This window comes from Haloplanus rubicundus, from assembly GCF_003342675.1.
In the GTDB taxonomy this organism is placed as follows: Archaea; Halobacteriota; Halobacteria; order Halobacteriales; family Haloferacaceae; genus Haloplanus; species Haloplanus rubicundus.
In genome coordinates, this window is sequence record NZ_CP031148.1 from 1977494 (window position 1) to 1997783 (window position 20290).

Annotated in this window: 23 protein-coding genes, 1 tRNA gene and 1 pseudogene; 14 read left to right on the forward strand and 11 right to left on the reverse strand. The window is 67.2% G+C overall.

The genetic code is table 11. The features are described from left to right. The first annotated feature begins 81 nt into the window (after positions 1-81). A complete protein-coding gene (locus tag DU484_RS11035; RefSeq protein WP_114586098.1) occupies positions 82-633 on the forward strand; it encodes a hypothetical protein in 552 nt (183 codons plus the stop codon). On the opposite strand, the gene DU484_RS11040 is transcribed toward DU484_RS11035, so the two are convergent. The 5 genes from DU484_RS11040 to DU484_RS11060 form a co-directional block, all read right to left on the reverse strand. Further along, a complete protein-coding gene (locus DU484_RS11040; RefSeq protein WP_114605915.1) occupies positions 627-1604 on the reverse strand; it encodes a transcription initiation factor IIB in 978 nt (325 codons plus the stop codon). The genes DU484_RS11035 and DU484_RS11040 overlap by 7 nt on opposite strands. Positions 1605-1896: 292 nt before the next feature. Beyond that, positions 1897-2328 carry a hypothetical protein gene (locus DU484_RS11045; RefSeq protein WP_114605916.1) on the reverse strand — a complete coding sequence of 144 codons (432 nt, stop codon included), beginning with the start codon at positions 2326-2328 and terminating at the stop codon, positions 1897-1899. 272 nt (positions 2329-2600) lie between these two features. Beyond that, on the reverse strand, positions 2601-3671 hold the full coding sequence (locus tag DU484_RS11050; protein ID WP_114586101.1) for an ATP-binding response regulator: 1071 nt from the start codon (positions 3669-3671) through the stop codon (positions 2601-2603). A gap of 2 nt (positions 3672-3673) precedes the next feature. Continuing rightward, on the reverse strand, positions 3674-4111 hold the full coding sequence (locus tag DU484_RS11055; RefSeq protein WP_114586102.1) for a response regulator: 438 nt from the start codon (positions 4109-4111) through the stop codon (positions 3674-3676). Between the two features lie 39 nt (positions 4112-4150). Continuing rightward, entirely contained in the window at positions 4151-5629 is a 1479-nt protein-coding gene (locus DU484_RS11060) for a sensor histidine kinase (RefSeq protein WP_114605917.1), read from the reverse strand. A 146-nt stretch (positions 5630-5775) separates the two neighbouring features. Here DU484_RS11060 and DU484_RS11065 point away from each other — a divergent pair. The 9 genes and pseudogenes from DU484_RS11065 to DU484_RS11105 all read left to right on the forward strand — a co-directional run. Continuing rightward, positions 5776-6894: pseudogene (locus DU484_RS11065) on the forward strand (PAS domain S-box protein); the annotation flags it as partial. A 230-nt stretch (positions 6895-7124) separates the two neighbouring features. Continuing rightward, positions 7125-8609, forward strand: coding sequence for a cobyric acid synthase (locus DU484_RS11070; protein ID WP_114605919.1), 1485 nt, complete (start codon positions 7125-7127; stop codon positions 8607-8609). Positions 8610-8664: 55 nt separating this feature from the next. Then, positions 8665-8949 (forward strand): hypothetical protein, encoded by a 285-nt coding sequence (locus DU484_RS11075; RefSeq protein ID WP_222844835.1) that lies wholly within the window; start codon positions 8665-8667, stop codon positions 8947-8949. A 225-nt stretch (positions 8950-9174) separates the two neighbouring features. Next, on the forward strand, positions 9175-9468 hold the full coding sequence (locus DU484_RS11080) for a DUF433 domain-containing protein (RefSeq protein WP_114586106.1): 294 nt from the start codon (positions 9175-9177) through the stop codon (positions 9466-9468). Next, complete coding sequence (locus DU484_RS11085) at positions 9443-9814, forward strand: DUF5615 family PIN-like protein (protein ID WP_157969555.1); 372 nt, start codon at positions 9443-9445, stop codon at positions 9812-9814. Before DU484_RS11080 ends, DU484_RS11085 begins: the two co-directional genes overlap by 26 nt. 84 nt (positions 9815-9898) lie before the next feature. Next, the gene (locus DU484_RS11090) at positions 9899-10744 is read left to right on the forward strand and encodes an NOP5/NOP56 family protein (protein ID WP_114605921.1); all 846 of its coding nucleotides are present in this window, start codon (positions 9899-9901) and stop codon (positions 10742-10744) included. Further along, positions 10741-11379 carry a fibrillarin-like rRNA/tRNA 2'-O-methyltransferase gene (locus tag DU484_RS11095; protein ID WP_114605922.1) on the forward strand — a complete coding sequence of 213 codons (639 nt, stop codon included), beginning with the start codon at positions 10741-10743 and terminating at the stop codon, positions 11377-11379. Before DU484_RS11090 ends, DU484_RS11095 begins: the two co-directional genes overlap by 4 nt. A 101-nt stretch (positions 11380-11480) precedes the next feature. Then, positions 11481-12149, forward strand: coding sequence for a thiaminase II (tenA, locus tag DU484_RS11100; protein WP_114586110.1), 669 nt, complete (start codon positions 11481-11483; stop codon positions 12147-12149). After that, positions 12146-12409, forward strand: coding sequence for a hypothetical protein (locus DU484_RS11105; RefSeq protein WP_114587245.1), 264 nt, complete (start codon positions 12146-12148; stop codon positions 12407-12409). Before tenA ends, DU484_RS11105 begins: the two co-directional genes overlap by 4 nt. A gap of 256 nt (positions 12410-12665) precedes the next feature. Here the strand turns inward: DU484_RS11105 and DU484_RS11110 are convergent, their stop codons facing one another. Further along, positions 12666-12965 carry a PadR family transcriptional regulator gene (locus tag DU484_RS11110; protein ID WP_114586111.1) on the reverse strand — a complete coding sequence of 100 codons (300 nt, stop codon included), beginning with the start codon at positions 12963-12965 and terminating at the stop codon, positions 12666-12668. A gap of 446 nt (positions 12966-13411) precedes the next feature. On the opposite strand from DU484_RS11110, the gene DU484_RS11115 reads away from it, so the two are divergent. Genes DU484_RS11115 through DU484_RS11125 form a run of 3 tightly spaced genes read left to right on the forward strand, consistent with a single transcriptional unit; the run spans position 13412 to position 15587 of the window. After that, entirely contained in the window at positions 13412-14491 is a 1080-nt protein-coding gene (locus tag DU484_RS11115; protein ID WP_114586112.1) for a glutamate--cysteine ligase, read from the forward strand. A 49-nt stretch (positions 14492-14540) separates the two neighbouring features. After that, entirely contained in the window at positions 14541-15044 is a 504-nt protein-coding gene (locus DU484_RS11120; protein ID WP_114586113.1) for a helix-turn-helix domain-containing protein, read from the forward strand. A 60-nt stretch (positions 15045-15104) separates the two neighbouring features. Next, positions 15105-15587, forward strand: a complete 483-nt coding sequence (locus DU484_RS11125; protein WP_114605923.1) for a phosphopantetheine adenylyltransferase — start codon at positions 15105-15107, stop codon at positions 15585-15587. A 6-nt stretch (positions 15588-15593) separates the two neighbouring features. Here the strand turns inward: DU484_RS11125 and DU484_RS11130 are convergent, their stop codons facing one another. Further along, a complete protein-coding gene (locus DU484_RS11130) occupies positions 15594-15902 on the reverse strand; it encodes a transcription initiation factor IIB family protein (RefSeq protein ID WP_114605924.1) in 309 nt (102 codons plus the stop codon). 81 nt (positions 15903-15983) lie between these two features. Here DU484_RS11130 and DU484_RS11135 point away from each other — a divergent pair. Further along, positions 15984-16067 (forward strand) — tRNA-Leu (locus tag DU484_RS11135). Between the two features lie 202 nt (positions 16068-16269). Here the strand turns inward: DU484_RS11135 and DU484_RS11140 are convergent. The 4 genes from DU484_RS11140 to DU484_RS11155 are packed head-to-tail and all read right to left on the reverse strand — an operon-like array spanning position 16270 to position 20241. Further along, entirely contained in the window at positions 16270-17265 is a 996-nt protein-coding gene (locus tag DU484_RS11140) for a TatD family hydrolase (RefSeq protein WP_157969556.1), read from the reverse strand. 48 nt (positions 17266-17313) lie between these two features. Next, on the reverse strand, positions 17314-19647 hold the full coding sequence (locus DU484_RS11145; RefSeq protein WP_114586119.1) for a hybrid sensor histidine kinase/response regulator: 2334 nt from the start codon (positions 19645-19647) through the stop codon (positions 17314-17316). Positions 19648-19705: 58 nt separating this feature from the next. After that, entirely contained in the window at positions 19706-20020 is a 315-nt protein-coding gene (locus DU484_RS11150) for a 2Fe-2S iron-sulfur cluster-binding protein (protein ID WP_114586120.1), read from the reverse strand. 2 nt (positions 20021-20022) lie between these two features. After that, positions 20023-20241 carry a YgaP family membrane protein gene (locus DU484_RS11155; protein ID WP_114586121.1) on the reverse strand — a complete coding sequence of 73 codons (219 nt, stop codon included), beginning with the start codon at positions 20239-20241 and terminating at the stop codon, positions 20023-20025. Positions 20242-20290 lie beyond the last annotated feature (49 nt).

Sequence of the window (20290 nt, forward strand, 5' to 3'; positions counted from 1 at the left end):
GGGCTTGCGGCCCGTGGAGTATCAATGTGCGTCATCCGTGCGACCGACAAACTCACCTGAATCGACGCCCAACGCCCGCCCATGCGGGTCAGGGACTGGCAGGATATCCTCGACGACGTGACCGACGCGAACGCCGACCCGGACGGCTGGCGAGCCATCGCCGGCCAGCGGCAGGGCGGCGTCGGCGAGGACCTCTATCTCGGTCACCCCGGCGTCGGCGTCTACCACCTCAAGACGTACGCGAAAAATCCCTACGACGTGCGCGGCGTCGGCGCGAAGGTCGCCCGAAAGATCGACGACGGGATCGATCCCCACCTCCCGACCGAGGAGTTGCGCCGGCGCTTCGCCGTCCAGTCGCCGCCGGAAGACGAGGAGGAGGCCGACTCGATGGCCCGACGGCTGGAGGAGACGGTGAAGGTCCACGCCGAGGCGCCGACCACGCCCGACGACCTGTTTCGGGACGTGATGGACGCCGTCGACAGCCCCGCCTACGGACCGATGGCGTTCGAACTTTCCGACCGACCGGACGACCTCGACGCGCTCGCGGAGACGTTCGACGAGGCCGAGGAGTTGCTCTCTGCGGAACTCGACGACCTGATCGAACGCGACGAGGTCGACAGAGGGTTCTACTGAGCGTCCGCCGCGCCTTTCGCTTCCAGCAGCTCCTTGTACCGGTTGCGGATGGTGACCTCGCTGATGTTGGCCACCGCGCTCACTTCGCTCTGGGTCACCGTCTCGTTGGTGAGCAGCGCGGCGGCGTAGACGGCGGCGGCCGCGAGGCCGACCGGGCTCTTGCCGCTGTGGACGCCGGCGTCGCGGGAGGACTGGAGGAGTTCGCGAGCCTGTCGGGTCGCCTCCTCGGAGAGCCCGAGTTCGGAGGCGAACCGGGGGACGTACTGCTCGGGGTCCGCGGGCTGAATCTCTAGCTTGAGTTCGCGGACGACGTAGCGGTACGTCCGCGTCAGTTCCATCTTGTCGACGCGGGAGACGGTGGCAATCTCGTCGAGGCTCCGGGGCGTGCCGGCCTGTCGTGCCGCCGCGTACAGCGCCGCGGTGGCGACGCCCTCGATGGAGCGGCCGGGCAGGAGGTCCTCGGCGAGCGCGCGGCGGTAGATCACCGACGCGGTTTCGCGAACGTTCTCGGGAAGCCCGAGCGCGGACGCCATCCGGTCGATTTCGCCGAGCGCCTGCTTCAGATTGCGCTCTTTCGAATTCCGGGTCCGGAACCGCTCGTTCCAGGTGCGCAGGCGCTGCATCTTCTCGCGTTGGCGCGAGGAGAGCGCCCGCCCGTAGGCGTCCTTGTTCTGCCAGCCGATGTTCGTCGACAGTCCCCGGTCGTGCATCATCGTCGTCGTCGGCGCACCGACGCGTGACTTGGAGTCGCGCTCGCTCGAATCGAAGGCGCGCCACTCGGGGCCGTGGTCGATTTCGTCCGACTCGACGACCAGGCCGCAGTCGCCACACACCGTCTCACCGTGTTCCTCGTCGGTCACGAGGTTGCCGGTACACTCCGGGCAGGCCGGCGTCGTCCCAGTCCGTTCGCCCTCTGTCCGTTCCTGCTCCTGTTCCGTCGCGTCCGTTCGGTAGGTCGTGGTATCGCTCATTGTGACTGTCGAGGCACCCTCGCCGGGAGAGAAAAGCGAGACGAGCGACGGGGGCGTCCTTACCAGAAGTACGCGCGTAAGATTTATAAAAGTTTCGAGAGCAATTCGGCCGATATCTGGTCTTTCACGGTCTTACACACACATTTGCGTCGTTCGACGAATCCCCGGAACGGGGCGTGACGAGATATATACGTTGTGGTGGATTCCTGCCCGTACGGATCGGTATCACTCGGTACCGGTGGGTCGCCGACCAGCCTTGCCGAACTACCGGTACACGTTACGACGAACCGTCTCAGCCGAGGCGCTTGATTTCGACCCGGTGGGGGCCGTCGTCCGTCGGGAGCGCCACGGTGTCGACGATTGCCTCGCGGGTCGCCGCCCGCCACTCCCGGACGGCCGCGGCGTGGCGGTCGTGGTGTCGCTTGGTCGTGTACTCCCCCGCCGCCCGCAGTCGGTCCGCCGTCTCGTCGGGGTCCGGATACGGGGGGAGGTCGGCGACGAGCGCCGACGGGTCGAGGTGGATTGCCTCCGTCGCGTCGTCGCCGGTCGGACGGTGGAGGCGGGCGCGCATCCGCCCGGAGAACGGCGGCGTGATCCGGAGGACGGTTCGGCGGTCGCTCCGACGCGTCGCTTCGAGGGCCGTCACCACGTCGTCGACGGTCACTGCGATGGAGCGAATCGCGTTCGGATCGGCGTCGTCCGACGCCGCTCCGTGTTCGGTCATCGCTCGGCTAGAGTGGCGCCGCGGACGAAAACGTGTCGCCAGGATCGACTTCGCTCCCGATCCGACCGTCCCGCTACTGTACCCGTCGTCGGCGGAGGCTCCCGCCGCAGGCCGGACACGCCGACCGATACGAAATCGGGCTCACGCGCTGCTCACAGCACTCACACTCGAACGACGAACGTTCCGGCATCGATACCGGCTACGGCCTTTGGTATGTTAAATGTTACCACGGCCTGTCGGCGCAGTGACCGGTCGCCGTCCGGAGCGACGCGTCAGCAGTCGTCTGGGGAGAGCCCCGTGATCTCGAAGCGGGCGCCGCCGGTCTCGCTCTCGGTGATCGAAATCGACCATCCGTGGGCATCGACGATTTCACGGACGATGTCGAGACCGAACCCCGTCCCGTCCTCGTTCGTCGTGTAGCCGGCCTCGAACACGTCGTCGCGCTCGGATTCGGGGATGCCGGGGCCGTCGTCGGCGACGTAGAACCCGTCGTCGAGAGCGCCGACGGTGACTCCCACGGACGAGCGGTCGTCCGCGTGCTCGACCGCGTTTCGAAACAGGTTCTCGAACAGTTGTGTGAGCCGACCGGCGTCGGCCGTGGCGGTCCCCGCGACGTCGACGCCGAGGGTACTCGCCGGCGCCTCGACGTTGCTCCACGCCGACCGTGCGGTGTCGGCCACGTCGACCGACTCCGTCGCGTCGATGTCACGGCCGTCCCGCGCCAGGTCGAGGAGATCGTCGACGAGTTCCTCCATCCGGTCGAGGGCGTCCACCGCCTCGTCGAGGTGCTCCGCCGTGTCACCGGGATCGACGTGTGTCAGCCGTCCCTGTGCCACCTGCAACGGGTTGCGGAGGTCGTGGGAGACGATGCTGGCGAAGCGCTCCAGTCGCTCGTTCTGTCGTTCCAGGATTCGCTCCTGGCGGTGCCGTTCCAGCGCGTATCGGACGGCGCGTTCGAGGAGTTTGGCTTCGAGGTGGTCCTTGAGGAGATAGTCCTGTGCCCCCTGCTGGATCGCTTCGAGCGCCGTCTCGTCGTCGGTCAGGCCGGTCAGGACGACGACGGGGAGCGGCGACACGTCGTCGTCTTCGCCGATCCGGTCGTTCAGTCGCTCCAGCGTTTCGATGCCTCGGCTGTCCGCGAGACCGAGGTCGAGCAACACGAGGTCGAAGGTCGTCGTTTCGAGCCGTTCGAGGGCCGCATCGAGCGTCTCGACGTGGGTCACCGACGGCGCGATGAAGGCGTCGCTGGTGTCGGATCGGAGGTGGTGCCGAATCAGCCGCGCGTCGCCGGGGTTGTCCTCCACGAGCAGGAGTTGCAGTTCGTCCGTCAGATCGGCGGCCATGGTCACTCCGGCGGTAACTTCACGACCTGCAGCCAGAACTCCTCCAGCGTCCCGACCACGTCGATGAACCCGTCGAAATCCACCGGCTTGGTCAGATAGGCGTTCGCGTGCAGATCGTACGAGCGGAGCACGTCCTCCTCGGCTTCGGAACTCGTCAGGACGACCACCGGAATCCGCTTGAGTTGCCTGTGCTCTTTGATCTCCTCCAGCACCTCCCGGCCGTCCTTCCGCGGCATGTTGAGGTCGAGAAGGACCAGATCGGGCCGCGGTCGGCCCTCGTACTCGCCCTCCCCGAGGAGGAACTGCATGGTTTCGACCCCGTCGTTGACGACGTGGAGGTTGTTTGCCAATCGGCCTTTCTCCAGGGCCTTGCGCGTCAGCTTCACGTCGCCGGGGTTGTCTTCAGCGAGGAGGATTTCGACGGGTTCCCGCTCTGGCATACGACGGTGGTTGCGACCACACCCTGTTGACTGTTGCGGCTACCGCTTCGGGAAGGACGCGTAGAACGTCGCGCCTTCTCCGGGCGTCGACTCGATCCAGATATCCCCCTCGTGACGGTTGACGATGCGCTGGCAGATGGCGAGGCCGATGCCGGTACCCTCGTCGTCGCGGTTCGACTGCTCGAAGAGTTCGAAGACGCGCTCCTGCTGGTCCGGCGGGATCCCCGACCCGTCGTCGGAAATCGAGAAGACGACCGCGTCCTCGCCGTCCTCGCCGCTCACGTGTACCACCGGCGGGTCGTCGCCGTCGCCGCCGTGTTCGATGGCGTTGGAGAGGAGGTTCTGGAACAGCTGCCCGAGTTGGTTCTCGTCGGCGACGACGCGGGGGAGGTCGTCGTGGGTAACCGTCGCGTCCGTCTCGGCGATCAGGAGTTCGAGGTCCTGTAACACCCGGCCGAGGACGGCGTCGGCGTCTACTTCCTCGAACGACTCGCCCTGCGTGTGGACCCGGGAGTATTCGAGCAGGTCGCCGATCATCGCCTGCATCCGCTGGGCGCCGTCGACGGCGAAGCCGATGTACTCGTCGGCCTCGTCGTCGAGTTCGTCGCCGTACTCCGAGGCGAGCAGGTCGACGTAGCTCGACACCATCCGAAGGGGCTCCTGCAGGTCGTGGGAGGCGACGTAGGCGAACTGCTGGAGCTGTTCGTTCGAGCGTTCGAGCTGTTCGACGGTTCGTTCGAGCTCCATCTCGGCTTCGCGGATCTCGGTCACGTCCCGGTAGAGCAGGTAGCTGCGGACGCCGTTCAACGCCGCGTCGCCGCCGTACGGGACCAGTTGCACGACGTAGTGTTTCCGCCCCTCGGGCGCGTAGTGGGTCGTCTCGACTGTGTGTCGCTCGCTCGCTTCGGCCGCGTGCTCGAACGCCCGAATCGTCTCCTCGTCGAGCGCGGGCAGGACCGTCCCGTGGTCGTCGCTCACCGCCCCGAACTGCGCCTCGTACTCGGGATTGACCATCTCGACGACGAACCCGTCGTCGTCGAGGCGCAGATCGGCTATCGCCGCCGGATCGTTCTCGAACAGCGATTCGAAGCGGGCCCGTTCGCGCTCGCTCCGCTTCCGTGCGCGCTCGACGGTCGCCGTCCGCCGGCCGACGAGCACCCCGGCACCCGTGCCGACGACCGTCGTCTGCAGGACGATGATCCACGGCTTCAGCTCGTTCTGGAGGCTCTGGATGCCCACGACCCAGCCCACGAGCGTCGCCGTCGTCACGGCGCCGGCGACGGTCCACAGCGTCACGGATTCGACGAACGAGTCGCTGTACGCCCCGTGCCGGAGTTCCCAGACGGTGTAGAACAGTCCCAGCAGGAGCACGAACGGGAGGGCGTTCTCGACGGCGGTCGACGCGAGCGTGTTGCCCTGCACGGCCCAGTCCTCGACCACGTCGAAGAGGAGGACGCCGGTGAGCGACAGGCCGATCCCCGACAGTACGGTCAGCGACACTCGCCGATTCAGTCGCATTCGGTGGTACCTGCTCCGTACGGCCACTTAGTCCTTCGTCGTCCGCTTCTCAGGACTGGTAATCCGGGGGGACGTATTTTGTAACCCTCCATCCCACGATTAGTCGTGATGTACTTCACGAACCGTCCGTCGCGTTGCGATCCGGTATGAGCGCTATCGACGAACCGCGCCTCCTGCACGTCGACGACGACCCCGCGGTGCTGGATCTGACGGCTGCGTTTCTCGACCGCGAACTCGACTGGCCGGTCACGACCGTCACCGAGACGTCGGTCGACGCCGCGCTCGAACGGCTCTCGGCGGGGGCGTTCGACTGCATCGTCAGCGACTACGACATGCCCGAGATGGACGGTCTCGCCTTCTTCGACGCGCTTCGGGACCGCGACGTCGACGCCCCGTTCATCCTCTATACGGGCAAGGGGAGCGAGGAAATCGCCAGTCAGGCGCTCAACGCCGGCGTCACCGGCTACTTCCAGAAGGGTGGTCCGGAACAGCAGCGCCGACTCGCGAACCGCGTCGGGCAGGCCATCGAGGAGAGTCGGACCCAGACCGTCGCCGACCGCTACTCGACGGTCATGGAGGCGCTCGGCTACCCCATCTACGTCGTGGACGAGACGGGACATTTCGAGTTCGTCAACGAACCCTTCGCGGAACTCACGGGCTACGACGTGTCGACCATCGTCGGGAGCAAGCCCGAACTGATCAAAACCGACGCCGCCGTCGAGCGGGCGTCGGACGAACTCGGCTCGATCCTCTCGAGCGAAGGGCCGTCGATCAGCCGCTTCGAAGTCGACATCGTGCCGAAGGAGGGTGAGCCGATCCGGTGTCGCGACCACATGGCCGCCCTCCCGTACGACGGCGAGTGTTTCGAGGGGAGCGTCGGCATCCTCCGCGACGTCTCGGCGGAGCGGCGCCGGGCGCGCGAACTCGAACGGCGGACCCGCGCCATGGACGAGGCGCCCATCGGGATCACGATGAGCGACCCCTCGAAGCCGGACACTCCCCTGACTTACGTCAACGACAGGTTCGTCGAGATGACGGGGTACGACCGCGAGACGCTGCTCGGACGCAACCTCCGATTCCTCCGCGCTTCCGACGCCGCCGACGACTCGGTCGCCGAACTCCGAGCGGCGGTCGACGCCGGCGAGTCCGTGACGACCACGCTCCGCACCCAGCGGCGCGACGGCGAGGCGTTCCGAACCCGGGTGAGCCGCACGCCCCTCCGCGACGAGGACGGCGACGTCACCCGCTGGGTGGGCTTTCACGAGCGGCAGACCCGCCGGTGACTCGAAGACGCGACCGGGCCGCCATCGCCGACGAGGGACCGACTGCGTTCAGTAAGGGGTGCGAAACTGTTTCTGCGGGGAGGTCGAAACGGTGGATGTGACGTTTCAGATAGGGCTTCCGCGCGACGCGACGGCCGCCACGAGTACCGACCGCTCGGCACGGACTGTCACTGCCACCCCGAAGGCGGCGCCTTCGTCGAGCGGGTGACGGAGTGACCCGGACGATTCTCGTCGCCGGCACCGCCAGCCACGTCGGCAAGAGTACGGTCGCGGCCGGTCTCTGTCGCCACCTCGCCGACCGGGGCGTCGACGTCGCTCCGTTCAAGGGACAGAACATGAGCAACAACGCCCGGGCCGTCCTCGCCGCCGACGGCGACGCCGAGTGGGGCGAAATCGGCGTCTCGCAGTACGTGCAAGCGCGGGCGGCACGCGTGACGCCGACGACGGACACGAATCCAGTGTTGCTCAAACCCCGCGGGGACGGCGAGAGCCAACTCGTCGTCCACGGGGAGGCGGTCGACGACGTCGAGGCGGGCGACTACTACGAGACCCACTGGGAACGCGCCCGCGACGCCGCCGCGGACGCCTACCGCCGACTCGCCGCGGCACACGACGTGGTCGTCGCGGAGGGCGCGGGGAGCGTCGCGGAGCCGAACCTCCGACACCGCGACATAGCGAACGTCGAGACGGCGCGGTTCGCCGACGCGGACGTCCTCCTCGTCGCGGACATCGAACGTGGCGGCGCGTTCGCCAGCATCGTCGGCACGCTGGAACTCGCCCCGGACGACGTCGTCGAGCGGGTGGTCGGCGTCGTCATCACGAAGTTCCGCGGCGACCGGTCGCTGCTCGATCCGGCCATCGAGACGGTCGAGGATCGGACGGGCGTCCCCGTGGTCGGCGTCCTGCCGTACGACGACCCCGGCCTTCCGGCGGAGGACAGCGTCTCCCTCCCGGACGACGAGGGGGTCCGCGGCGACGACGACGGCGTGCCCGACGGGCGGGCCGTCACCGTCGGCGTCCCGCGCCTCCCCCGCGTCTCCAACGCCACCGACCTCGAACCGCTGGCTCGGGTGCCGGGCGTCCGCGTCGCGTACCTGCCACCCTCGGCGTCGCTCGACGGCGTCGACGCCGTCGTCGTCCCGGGGACGAAGAACACGGTCGACGATCTGCTCGCGCTCCGCGAGACCGGCTTCGACGCGGCACTCGCCGCGTTCGACGGCCCAGTCGTCGGGATCTGTGGCGGCTACCAGCTACTCGGCGAACGCATCGAAAACGCCCACGTCGAGGGGACCGGGGACCGGCGGGTCGTCGACGGGATCGGACGGCTGCCCGTGGCGACGACGTTCTCGGCCGACAAGCGCGTGGAAGCGGTGACCCGGGCGGTGTCGGGGGCGGGACCGCTTTCCGGCGCGAGCGGGACCGTCTCGGGCTACGAGATTCACATGGGCGACACCCACGCGCTGGCTCCCGTCGACCGGCCGGTCGGTCCCGAGAGCGCCGCGGTCGGCGACGTCGCCGGGACGTATCTCCACGGCCTCTTCGAAAATCGGACGATGCGCGAGGCGTTCGTCGAAGCCGTCTACGACGCGGCCGGTCGGACGCGGCCCGAACGGGACGGCGGCCGACGAAGCCCCTACGATGCTGCGGCGGCGCTCGTCCGGGATCACGTGGACGCGTCCGTGATCGACCTCGGGTAGGCTGTTGGACGGCACACCGGGACGCATATACGATTTCGGACGCAGTTCTCCGAGTATGCCCGACGACACGGCGGGACCGGGATGGTTCGAATCCGTCCCGCCCGACGACCTCGACGCCGCCCGCGATGTCATCGAGAACGGCAGCGCGGAAACCCCGGACGACTGGCCCGCCCTCGCCGTCGACGCCGGGTTCGCCGACGACGAGGACGACTACTACGATCTGCTTCACGACGCCACCGTGACCGCGGCCCGGGAAGCCGTCCGGGAGCGCGAGCGGGCGGACGACCAGCAGCTCGTCCACGCCATCCGGAGCATGGACGACATAGTGCGAACCGCTTGATTGCGGTCTCTGTCCTCGTGGGCTTCGGCTGTCGACTCGCCCGGTATAGATTCCTATCAGGAATCGTATTCTCAATGGGAAACGAACGATTTCGAGCACTCGGAGCTCCCCATGTCCGGAGAAGTAGCCTTTCGCTACCGGCCAGTCCAGAGTATTCTCCGAACCCCTCGACATTGAGAGCAGTTCACGGGAACGCTTTTGCGATAGCAGTCGATAGAAGCGAGCATGGCCGAACGGGAGAGCCGTCGTGTCGTCCACGACCTCATGGACGAACCCCATATCGCCGGACATCGAGTCAGCGTCCGCCAGGTGTACGCGCTGGTCGAAGAGCGCGGCGTGGACCCCGAAACGGTCGCCGACCGATACGACCTAGATGTGGCCGACGTCTACCACGCGCTCGCGTACTATCACGACAACCCACGCGAGATGAGCGGGATCGAAGCCGAGCGCGACGAGGCTTTCGAGACGTTCCGGGACTCGATTCATCGCCCCGATGGCGTCGACCCTGACGCCGCCTGACATGTCGGAGTGGCGGTTTCTTCTCGACGAGAACGTCGACCCGAAAGTAGCCACGTATCTCGACAAAGAGGCGTTGTTCGCCGTCCACGTCCAGGACACGGTCGGACAGGGCGCCGACGACCAAGACGACGTCCTCCCCTACGCCCGCGAACACGATCTCATCGTCGTCACGAGTGACGTGAAAGATTTCGGGGCGCTTTCGAACGAGGTTCACGCCGGGATCATTCTCCTCCACGACGACACGATGCCCGCCTACCGAGTCGCGTCCGCGCTCATCGCGATGGTCGATACCTATCCGAATCGGGCCGATTTCCCGGGTCGGGAAGAACTCGATGCGTGGGTCTAACCCGATTTATTCGCTCCGTCGCCGACCGAAACACCAACCGCCACACCGGGACGCATATACGATGTCGACTGTAGTTCTCCGAGTATGACCAACGAGAAAGTCGGGTCAGGCTGGTTCGAATCGGTGCCACCTGACGATCTCGACGCCGCCCGCGATGTCATCGAGAACGGCAGCGCGGAAACCCCGGACGACTGGCCCGCCCTCGCCGTCGACGCCGGGTTCGCCGACGACGAGGACGACTACTACGATCTGCTTCACGACGCCACCGTGACCGCGGCCCGGGAAGCCGTCCGGGAGCGCGAGCGGGCGGACGACCAGCAGCTCGTCCACGCCATCCGGAGCATGGACGACGCCGACCGGACGGCCAACGAGTTGGCCGAACGCGTCGCCGAGTGGGCGGGGGCACTGTTCGACGACGTGCGGACGGGCGTCGACGGCGCGCGTGAGGTGGCCGCACGCGATCCCGAGACGGCCGCCGAGGAGCGTGTCGTCTCGCTGGCGACGCGGGTCGCCGACCTCGCAGCGGAGGCGGCCGACTGCCGGGCGTTCGTCGAGCGGACGGCGCCGGCCGTCGCCCCCAACCTCAGCCGGATGGCGGGACCGGTGCTCGCCGCGCGCCTGATCGCCCTCGCCGGCGGCCTCGGCGAGTTGGCGAAGAAGCCGTCCGGGACGGTGCAGGTCCTCGGCGCCGAGGACGCGCTCTTCGCTCACCTCGCCGGGCGCGCGCCGTCGCCGAAACACGGCGTCATCTACACCCACGACTACGTGCGCAACACCCGGCCCGAGGATCGGGGGTCGGCCGCCCGCGCGCTAGCGGGCAAACTCGTCATCGCGGCGCGGATCGACCACTACGCCGGTGACCTCCGGGAGGGGATTCACGAGGAACTCGACGAACGGATGGCGACCATCCGCGCGAGGGCCGACTCGTGAGCCTGCCCGACGGCGTCGAGTGGCGATCCTTCGACGGCCGTGACCGCCTCGCCACGCGCGGCGATCCGGTGTACGGCGAGCCGACCGACGGGCCGTGGCGCCTGTGGGACGCCGGCCGGTCGAAACTGGGGGCGACCCTCGAACTCGGTCTCGACACCGGCCTCGAGGGCGGCGAGTCCGTCCTCTATCTCGGCGCCGCCAGCGGGACGACGGTGAGCCACGTCGCCGACTTCTGTGGCCCGACCTACGCCGTCGAGTTCGCGCCCCGACCGACCCGTGACCTCGTGGACGTAGCCGCGGGGCGGTCGAACCTATTCCCGCTCCTGAAAGACGCCAGGAAGCCGACGACGTACGCCCACGTCGTCGAGTCGGACCTGGACGTCGTCGTTCAGGACGTGGCGACGCGCGGACAGGCCCGGGTCGCCGCGCGCAACCGGCAGTTCCTCCGGGACGACGGCCGCCTCCTCGCGGCAATCAAAGCCCGGAGCGAGGACGTGACGCGGGAACCGGACGCCGTCTTCGAGGACGTACTCGACGAGTTGCGCGCGACCTACGAGATACTCGAGACTGCGCGGCTGGATCGCTACCACGACGACCACTTGGCCGTCGTCGCCCGCCCCCGAACGACCGACTGAGTGGATCCTGACCGCCGGCGCGGACCGGTGCCCACTCCCGTGTGATAACTCCTTGGTACAACCCGGAAAAGACTCTTGAGGGGGGCCGTCGGAGTGAGGGTATGACCTTCACCGACGACATTCGTCCTACCGCCGACGACCTGTGGGACGACATCGTGTCGCATCCGATGGTGTCGCGACTCGGCGACGGGACGCTCGAGACGGCCCCGTTCGAGTACTGGGTCCGGCAGGACTACGTCTACCTGATCGACTACGCGCGGGTGTTCGCCCACGGTGCGGCGTCGGCGCCGACGCTCGATCACATGGGGACGTTCGCGGAACTGCTCCACGAGACCATCGACACGGAGATGGATCTCCACCGGGCCTACGCCGCGGAGTTCGGGATCACCGAGGCGGAACTGGAGGCGACGGAGCCGTCACCGACGACGCGGGCCTACACCGACTTCCTCGTGCGGACGGCGGCGACGGGGCCCTTCGGTGATCTCGTCGCCGCCCTCTTGCCCTGCATGTGGGGGTTCAACGAGACGGCGACGCGTCTGGAAACCGACGGTATGCCCGACGACGAGCGCTACGCGGAGTGGATTCGGACCTACGCGGGCGAGGAGTTCTCGGCACTCACGCGGTGGTGCAAGGACCTGATGGACGAAGTGGCCGCGGACGCGACGGCGTCGGACCGGGAGCGATACCGCGACCGGTTCGTCACGTCCGCGCGCTACGAGTACCGCTTCTGGGACGCCGCGTGGAACGAGGAGACGTGGACGGTCGGATGAGCGACGACCTGCGGGCACTCCACGAACACCTGAAAGCGACCGAGGAGTTGCCGGTCCGACCGGACGCGAGCGTGTGGCTCGGTGAGGCGGCGGCCGTCGCGGCGGACGTCGCCGACGGCGACGCCCCACCCGCCGTCGTCGTCGACCGGGTCGGTCGGGTCGCGGAACTACTCGCCGAGGTGGAGACGACGGGGAATGCCGACGCGGACGAGCACGTCCGCGCCGCCGAACGGATCGCGACACGGATCGTCGAGGGATAGGGATTATCGGATATGCTTGCTGGGCCGTGCCGGCGAGAATCCCCGGGCAGTTACGATACCCCCGAAGAGAAGACGAAGGGACGGGGAGCGGTTGAGCGGCGGGCGCGCACACGGCCAAGACGTTGATGTTGACGAAGCGCCTATGGAGTGTGCTGCGTCAGAGGCACTCTGCCGGCCGGGATTCCCCCTATCCCGGCGGACGCGGCACGGTTTTTCCGAGTTCGACGCGATTCCTCGAGCACTGGGCCTGTCGGACTCAGGCGGGCGTCGCCTCTTCGATCAGATCCGAGACGTACTGATCTTCCCACTCCCGGCGCGCTTCGAGTTCGCGCCGTCCCCGACGTGTCAGCGTGTAGTAGTTCGTGCGACGGTCGCGCTGCCCCTTGTCGATGAGACCCTTCTCGACCAGCGTGTCGAGATTCGGATACAGGCGGCCGTGGTGGATTTCGCTCTCGTAGTAATCCTCGAGTTCCTCCTTGATCGCCAGTCCGTGCGGTTCGTCGAGCCCGGCGATCACGTACAGGAGATCTCGCTGGAAGCCGGTCAGATCGTGCATCGTCACCTACTGTTATATCTCGATACTTATATGTCTGTCGTGGCGGGACACTATTCGCCCGGATAGTCGAATTTCGGGTCGAAGGGCGCCGCGATGCAGGAATCAACGTCATCGACGCGTGCCGACGTTCCGCGACGCGACGGGGCGATGGCGGAACGTCATCGTCCGTTGATACTGATATCTCCGGGTGAGACTGGGCTGCCAGTCGGGCCGCTCGTTGGCGACGTTCGGGGCGACGAATAGCCGGCCGTTGGCGGTGTGTCAGAGGCAGGACAACGCCACCGACCACAGACGAATACGTGGAATTATATAATAATTGTATCGATTAGTACGGTTCGTCCGTGTCGGCCGATCACCACCGTTTCACGTCGAAATGTGAAATTTTTCCTATATTTTCAACACGTGGTCCAAGACTTATTTACTTGGTCGCGTCGAACGGTGCCCCGATGGACCTCGGCTCCCGGGACGCGTTCGCGCGGATGGGTACGCTCGGTATCGAAGAGGAGTTCTACGTCGTCGACGAGGCGGGGCGGCCGACGGCCGGTATCGACGACCTGATCTACGGGAGCGAGCCGCCCGAACCGCTGGTCGACCGCCTCGATCACGAACTGTTTCAGTTCACTATCGAAACGCAGACGCCGTTGATCGAGCGGCCGGAGAACGCGCGTGCGGAACTGACCCGGATTCGTCGGGCGCTGGTCGACCACGCGACCGATCACGGCTACCGGGTGGCGGCCGCCGGCCTGCATCCCTCGGCGAAGTGGCGGGAACTCGATCACGCGACCAAACCCCGCTATCGCGCCCAACTCGACCGCATCCAGTATCCACAACACCGGAACACGACCGCCGGCCTGCACGTCCACGTCGGCGTCGACGACGCCGACAAGGCGACGTGGATCGCCAACCGTCTGCGGTGGCATCTCCCCCCCATTCTCGCGCTCTCGGCCAACTCCCCGTTCTGGAATGGCTTCGACACCGGCCTCGCCTCGGCTCGGGCGAAAATCTTCGAGAATTTGCCAAATACGGGCATCCCAACCGCGTTCGAGGACTTCGACGCCTACCGGCGCTTCGAGCGGCGCATGGTCGAGACGGGATCGATCAACGACCGGGGCGAACTCTGGTACGACGTGCGCCCACATACGGGCCACGGCACCGTCGAGGTGCGGACGCCGGACGCACAGGCCGATCCGGACCGCGTCCTCGCCATCGTCGAGTACGTCCACGCCCTCGTCCTCGACCTGGCCGAGCGCTACGACGACGGGGAGTCGCCGGCCGAACTCCGTCGGGAACTTCTGGACGAGAACAAGTGGCGTGCCATGCGCTACGGCCACGACGCCGAGTTCGTCACCCGAGACGCCGAGGACACCGTCTCGCTCGGCACCGTCGTCGACCGGGAGCGTAACCGCCTCGGCGTCGACGGCATTCGCGACCTGTACGACGACCCGAGCGGCGCCGCGACACAGCGACGGATCCACGACGAGGGCGGCCACGCCGCCCTTCGCGAGTCGCTACTCCTCTCTCCCTGACCGGGAAAGCCTTTTTATCCGCCGCGTTCTGACCTACCAAAGAGAACATATGTCTGACGAGAGCACGTCCGAGGAGTTCGATATCGACGATCCGACCGAGGAGGACGTGTCGGCGCGTGACCGGCTGGAGGCCGAGGCCGACCGGGCGGTCACGGAGTTCGACGAGGGCGTCGTCGACTTGCTCGCGTGGGTGCTCGATACGGAGACCCGTGCCCGCATCTACGTCTATCTTCGACAGCATCCGAACTCGACGAGCGACGAGGTGGCGGAGGGGACCGGTCTCTACCCCAGTACGGTCCGCGAGGCGCTGGCCCAGCTCCACGACGAGGACACCGTCGAGCGACACAAACGCGAGAGCGCCGGCGCCGGCAACAATCCTTACGAGTACGAGGCCATCGCCCCCAGCGCGCTCGTTCGAGGAGTCGTGGGGCAGGTCCAGGAGCAACTGAACGCCGTTTTCAACCTCGACCGGCAGTTGACCGACGCCGGCGCGGACGCCGACGAGTCGGCGACCGAACCGGTTCGCATCACCGTCGAAGACGACGAGGAGTGACGGCGGCGACCGCCCCGTCGAGTCGACCCGTTTAAGTCGCGCGAATTCGTGGCCCCGGACATGACAGTCGCGCTTGGTGGGACGTTCGATCCGATTCACGACGGACACCGAGCGCTGTTCGAGCGCGCGTTCGAACTCGGCGACGTGACCGTCGGTCTCACGAGCGACGACCTGGCCCCCGAGACGCGAGCCGAGCCACGGCGCGTCCGCCCCTTCGAGGAGCGTCGGACGGCCCTCGAAGCCGAACTCCGACCGCTCGCGGACGCGGCGAACCGTGAGTTCGAGGTGCGAAAGCTGGAGGAGCCGACCGGCATCGCGACCGAACCGGGGTTCGAAGCCATCGTCGTCTCGCCCGACACCCTCGCCGGCGCCGAACGCATCAACGAGATTCGCGAGCAGCGGGGCCTCGACCCCCTCCGGATCGAACTCGTCGACTACGTGCCGGCGGACGACGGTGACCGCATCTCCTCGACCCGGATCGTCCGCGGCGAAATCGACCGCCACGGCAACCTCACGTCGGAGCGGACGCCCGAGACGGAGTAGCGACGACTACCACTCCGGCGGACGGAACCCCGACGACTCCAGCAGCGCCTTCCAGTGATTCTGGACGCTCAGACGCGTCACGTCCATCGCCTCGGCGACGGCGCCCTGTGAGCGTTCCTCGCCAGCGATGAGCGCCCCGGCGTAGAGGCTCGCGGCCGCCACTGCGGGTTTCGACCGCTCCTCGTCGGGCACGTTCGAGAGGAAGAGGTCGACGGCGTTCGACCGCGCCGCTGCGTCCAGTTCGAGGCCGTCCGCCGCACGGGTGATTCGAGCCACCCACTCCTCGTTGTCGACGCGGTCGCGCGCCCGGTACATGATCGGCTCGACGGCTTCGAGGTATTTAAATCAATGTCGGAGCGTTAGTTACTTGCCCGTTTCGGGGGCACAACGAAACGAGCGCGGGTAGCCAAGCCAGGAAAAGGCGCAGCGCTTAGGACGCTGTCCCGTAGGGGTCCGCCGGTTCAAATCCGGTCCCGCGCATTCTGTCGCGAGCCGAACGGCGAGCGACGAATGCGCAACGAGCGTGATTTGAACCAGGGAGTGAAGCGAACGGAGTGAGCGGAACGACCGTGGTTCAAATCCGGGTCCGCGCGAACCAACTGACGGGCCGGGAGTGCCGGCGAGCGGACTCCGCGCGCCCTTCGTTCACTGCGACGAGGACGCCGTCGCCGACGACTGACCCTCACTCCAACCCCAACACCCCCTTCGGATTCTCGTACACCACTTTCCGAACATCTTCCTCCTCCACCCCACTCCGAACCAGATCCAAGATAGCCCGCTTCATCGCGAACGGCTGGGTCTGATACATCCCGGCCACGTCGGTGTCGAGGATGACGCGCTCCGGCCCGTACTCCTCGATCACCGCCGACACGTCCTCGACGGTCGTCGTCCGGATCCACTGCCCGATGCTGAAGGCGAGATAGCAGTCGGTTTGCTCCATGACGAACTCGGCCATCGAGGGGTGGGCGTGGTCGAGCACGACCTGCTCGTGGGCCAGTCCCACCTCGTCCGCGAGCGCCACGTCCATCTTCGTCGCGTCGAGTTTGGCCGTCGCGGGGTCGAGCACCGGGTCGGCCAGGTCGTGGCCCTCCTCGGTCTTGCCCGTGAGCCACTTGTCCGGCTCGGATTTCGTGACGGAGGGGGTGTGGAGCAGGATGGGGAGCCCCTGATCGTCGGCGACGCGCATCTGTTCGCGGACGACGGCCTCCTGATCCTCGACGGCCATGGGTTCGCTGTACTGGGTCATCGAGATGCCCGTCTCGCCCAGGGCGACCACCTCGTCGAGGGCGGCGTATTCGGGGAGCACGTCGAACAGGTCCTCGTAGTCGACTTTCGGTCCCGTGGTGTGGATGCCGATGGCGAGGTAGGGGTCGAAGAAGTGGCTCCGACCGATGGCGTGCGAGCGGCGGATGGCGTCGTCCCAGAGGAAGCGCACGTCCTCGGGGCGCATGGGCCGGTAGGGGGCGTAGTGGGCGGCCGCGGCGACGAAGACGGCCGCCTCGCAGCCGGAGAGGTCGAACCGCTCGCGGTCACCCCACGACATCGTGTGACCGTGCTGGTGGATGTCGATCCACGGCATTCGGGTGACGGCCGAGGACGGTGGCTCCTCGACGCCGAGTTCGTCGTTTCGGAAGGCGCCCATCGGTCGCTGGGTCGGGTACGTGTCGGGGTCGGCCATGAGGATCCGTACCACGGCCACCATCATATACGCTCGCCTCGACGGTGCTCAGGGCTCGAACTCGACGCCGGTGAACTCGAAGCGGGCACCACCGTCGGTGCCGTCGACGACCCGAACCGCCCAGCCGTGGGCCTCGGCGATCCGTTCGACGATGCACAGCCCGAAGCCGGTGCCGTCCTCCGAGGTGGTGTAGCCGGCGTCGAAGACGCTGTCGCGCTCCGATTCGGGGATGCCGGGACCGTCGTCTTCGAGGTAGAAGCCGTCCGAGAGGTCGCCGACGGTGATGATTACGCCGTCGGTCGTGGAGCCGTGCTCGACGGCGTCGTCAGCCGTCGGCTGACTGCTCGTGGAACCGTGTTCCACGGCGTTGCGCAGCAGGTTCTCCAGTAGCTGTTGGAGGCGGCTCCGGTCGGCGTACATCGTCCGTTCCGTCCGCAGTCGGACCGTCGCGTCGTCGGTATCGACGTTCCGCCAGCAGCGTTCGACGCAGGTGTCGAGGTCGACCGCTTCGAGCGTTCCCACTTCGCTGCCCTCCCGCGCCAGCGTCAGCAGGTCGTCGATCAGACTGTTCATCCGGTCGTGGGCGCGCGAGACGGCCTCGAGACGCTCGCTGTCGCAGTCTTGCTGCAGGAGTTCGACGTGTCCCTCGGCGACGTTCAGCGGGTTCCGAAGGTCGTGGGAGACGACGCTGGCGAACTCCTCGAGGCGCTCGTTCTGCCGCGCGAGTTCGCGCTCCCGCCGCTCGCGCTCGGTGACGTTCTGCGAGACGGCGATGCCGGAGACGATGGTACCCTCGTCGTCGCGAACCGGGAGGGTCCGGATGCGGTACCGCTCCCCACGATACTCCTGCTCGAAGGTGTTGTGTCGGCCCGCCAGCGCCTCGCGGTAGTGGTACGCGGTTTCGTCGGCGATGTCTTCGGGAAACAGGTCGTAGGGGGTCTTCCCTTCGAAGTCGGTGCCGGAGAGGTCGACCGACGACACCTCCGCCCCGCCGGCGAGGACGTACTGGAGGTCGTGATCGAAGAGGAAGACGGCGCCGTCGGGGAAGTTCTCGACGAGCGTCCGGTACCGGCGCTGGCTCTCCCGGAGCGTGCGTTCCCGTTCGATCCGCGAGAGCGCCTCCTCGGCGTTGGCGGCGAGCGTCCGGGCCAACGTCACGTCGGCCTCGTCGAACGCCCCGGATTCGGTCGCGGCGACGTACATCACGCCGTGGTCACCGAGGGGGAGGATGATCTCCGCGCCGAACGCCGTATCCGGGTTGTAGCGGCCGGGTTCCTCGGAGACGTCCTCGAAGACGCGCACCTCCCCCGACTGGAACGCCTCCCACGAGAGGCTCTCGCCCGGTTCGTAGGTCGGCGGCTCGCCGATCAGGTCGAGGGCCTCCTCGGTCGTCGCCGTCGGGACGAGTGCGTCCGCTTTCTCGTCGTAGAGGTAGACGCTGTTTATCGGGAGCCCGAGGACGCTCCGTGCCGTCTCGACGGCCCGCTCGGCGACGGCCGCCCGCGAGTCGACCGCCATGAGGTCACGGGTCGCCTCGTGGAGCGCCTCGATGCGTCGCTGGCGCTCCCGACGCTCGGTCACGTCCTGAAACTGCGAGAAGATAGCGACCACGTCGCCGTCATCGGCCTGTGGCCGATTGCTCGTGGAACTACGTTCCACGCTGTCGTCGTCGGTCACGACGCGGTTGTGCCACTCACAGACGATCCGCTCGCCGTCCTTCCGGACGTTCTCGTCGATGCTGTGGAAGCCGCCCTCGGCTTCCGCCAGGGCCGACGTGACTTCGTCGACGTTCTCGTAGCTCTCGCTGGTGACGATCTTCTCCCACGTCTCGCCGCGGAGCTCTTCCTCGGAGTAGCCGAGGATCTCCTCTCCGGCCTCGTTCAGCCCGACGATTTCGAACTCGCTGTTGTACTCCAAGACGCCGAGCGGCGACTGTTCGACGAACAGGGAGAGTCGTTTCTGACTGGCTTCGAGCTCCCGCTGTGAGCGGTACTGATCGACCGCGTTCCGAATCCGGTTGGCGAGGACGGCGTACTGACCGGTTCCCCGTTCCTTCTGGAGGTAGTCCGTCACGCCCGCCGAGATGGCCCGGCTCGCTATCTCCTCGTTCCCCTTCCCGGTGAAGAGGATGAAGGGAAGGTCCGGGGACTGCTCGCGGACGGCATCCAGAAACGCTAGCCCGTCAGGGCCGGGCATGTCGTAGTCGCTCACGACACAGTCCACGTCGTTCGCGTCGAGATGGTCGAGCCCCGCGTCGGCGCTCGTCGCCGTCTCGACGGCGAACGCGTCGTCCTCCCGCTCCAGAAACGTCGCGGCAAGGTCGGCAAAGTCCGGGTCGTCGTCGACGTGGAGTACGTCGATCCCCTCGCCTGTCTCGCTCATCGTGCGTCGTTACTGTCGGCTAGCGCCAGGGGCGTATAAGTGACAGGGCGGTGCGTGCCTACTCCGTCCGGTGTCCCCAGAACCCGTCGTGTTTGGTGACTGTGAGGTCGTCGGTCACCCGCACCTGACAGGCGAGGCGGAGTCCCCGCTCGGCCGTGTGGGGCGGGAAGTCGAGACGGGCGCGCTCGCGGGCGGTCGGCTCCGCGACGGCGCCCTCGATCTCGACCGCGCAGGTTCCACAGGTGCCCAGCCCGTGACAGGAGAGCGCAGTCGGGCCGTTGTGTGGCGAATGCCCTGCGTCGAGGAGGACGTTCCGGAGGCGAGCACCGGTCTCGCACTGGATGCGTTCGCCCTCGAAGGTGACCGTGGGCACGGTCAGTCGTCCCCGTCGGTCGTGTCGATTCCGAGCAGTCGGTTCAGCCCGCAGACACAGGTCGTGACGTTGAATCCGAGGCCGAGCGCCCCGACTCCGGCGAGCAGGCCCGTGGTTCGATTCCCGCGCCGGAGCGCACGCACCGCGACGACGGTGAGGAGGACGGCGAGGGCTGCACGGACGAGGCGGTCACGGCCACCGACGTTGCGTTCGAGTGTCATACCTACCCTTGGGTCCGGATCGAGTTGTACGTTCGGCCTCCGGTCGCCG

Coding starts and splice junctions, on each gene's coding strand:
- DU484_RS11035 (WP_114586098.1), top strand. CDS start 82: ATGCGGGTCAGGGACTGGCAGGATATCCTCGACGACGTGACCGACGCG.
- DU484_RS11040 (WP_114605915.1), bottom strand. CDS start 1,604: ATGAGCGATACCACGACCTACCGAACGGACGCGACGGAACAGGAGCAG.
- DU484_RS11045 (WP_114605916.1), bottom strand. CDS start 2,328: ATGACCGAACACGGAGCGGCGTCGGACGACGCCGATCCGAACGCGATT.
- DU484_RS11050 (WP_114586101.1), bottom strand. CDS start 3,671: ATGGCCGCCGATCTGACGGACGAACTGCAACTCCTGCTCGTGGAGGAC.
- DU484_RS11055 (WP_114586102.1), bottom strand. CDS start 4,111: ATGCCAGAGCGGGAACCCGTCGAAATCCTCCTCGCTGAAGACAACCCC.
- DU484_RS11060 (WP_114605917.1), bottom strand. CDS start 5,629: ATGCGACTGAATCGGCGAGTGTCGCTGACCGTACTGTCGGGGATCGGC.
- DU484_RS11075 (WP_222844835.1), top strand. CDS start 8,665: ATGCCCGACGACACGGCGGGACCGGGATGGTTCGAATCCGTCCCGCCC.
- DU484_RS11080 (WP_114586106.1), top strand. CDS start 9,175: ATGGCCGAACGGGAGAGCCGTCGTGTCGTCCACGACCTCATGGACGAA.
- DU484_RS11085 (WP_157969555.1), top strand. CDS start 9,443: ATGGCGTCGACCCTGACGCCGCCTGACATGTCGGAGTGGCGGTTTCTT.
- DU484_RS11090 (WP_114605921.1), top strand. CDS start 9,899: ATGACCAACGAGAAAGTCGGGTCAGGCTGGTTCGAATCGGTGCCACCT.
- tenA (WP_114586110.1), top strand. CDS start 11,481: ATGACCTTCACCGACGACATTCGTCCTACCGCCGACGACCTGTGGGAC.
- DU484_RS11105 (WP_114587245.1), top strand. CDS start 12,146: ATGAGCGACGACCTGCGGGCACTCCACGAACACCTGAAAGCGACCGAG.
- DU484_RS11110 (WP_114586111.1), bottom strand. CDS start 12,965: ATGCACGATCTGACCGGCTTCCAGCGAGATCTCCTGTACGTGATCGCC.
- DU484_RS11115 (WP_114586112.1), top strand. CDS start 13,412: ATGGACCTCGGCTCCCGGGACGCGTTCGCGCGGATGGGTACGCTCGGT.
- DU484_RS11120 (WP_114586113.1), top strand. CDS start 14,541: ATGTCTGACGAGAGCACGTCCGAGGAGTTCGATATCGACGATCCGACC.
- DU484_RS11125 (WP_114605923.1), top strand. CDS start 15,105: ATGACAGTCGCGCTTGGTGGGACGTTCGATCCGATTCACGACGGACAC.
- DU484_RS11130 (WP_114605924.1), bottom strand. CDS start 15,902: ATGTACCGGGCGCGCGACCGCGTCGACAACGAGGAGTGGGTGGCTCGA.
- DU484_RS11140 (WP_157969556.1), bottom strand. CDS start 17,265: ATGGCCGACCCCGACACGTACCCGACCCAGCGACCGATGGGCGCCTTC.
- DU484_RS11145 (WP_114586119.1), bottom strand. CDS start 19,647: ATGAGCGAGACAGGCGAGGGGATCGACGTACTCCACGTCGACGACGAC.
- DU484_RS11155 (WP_114586121.1), bottom strand. CDS start 20,241: ATGACACTCGAACGCAACGTCGGTGGCCGTGACCGCCTCGTCCGTGCA.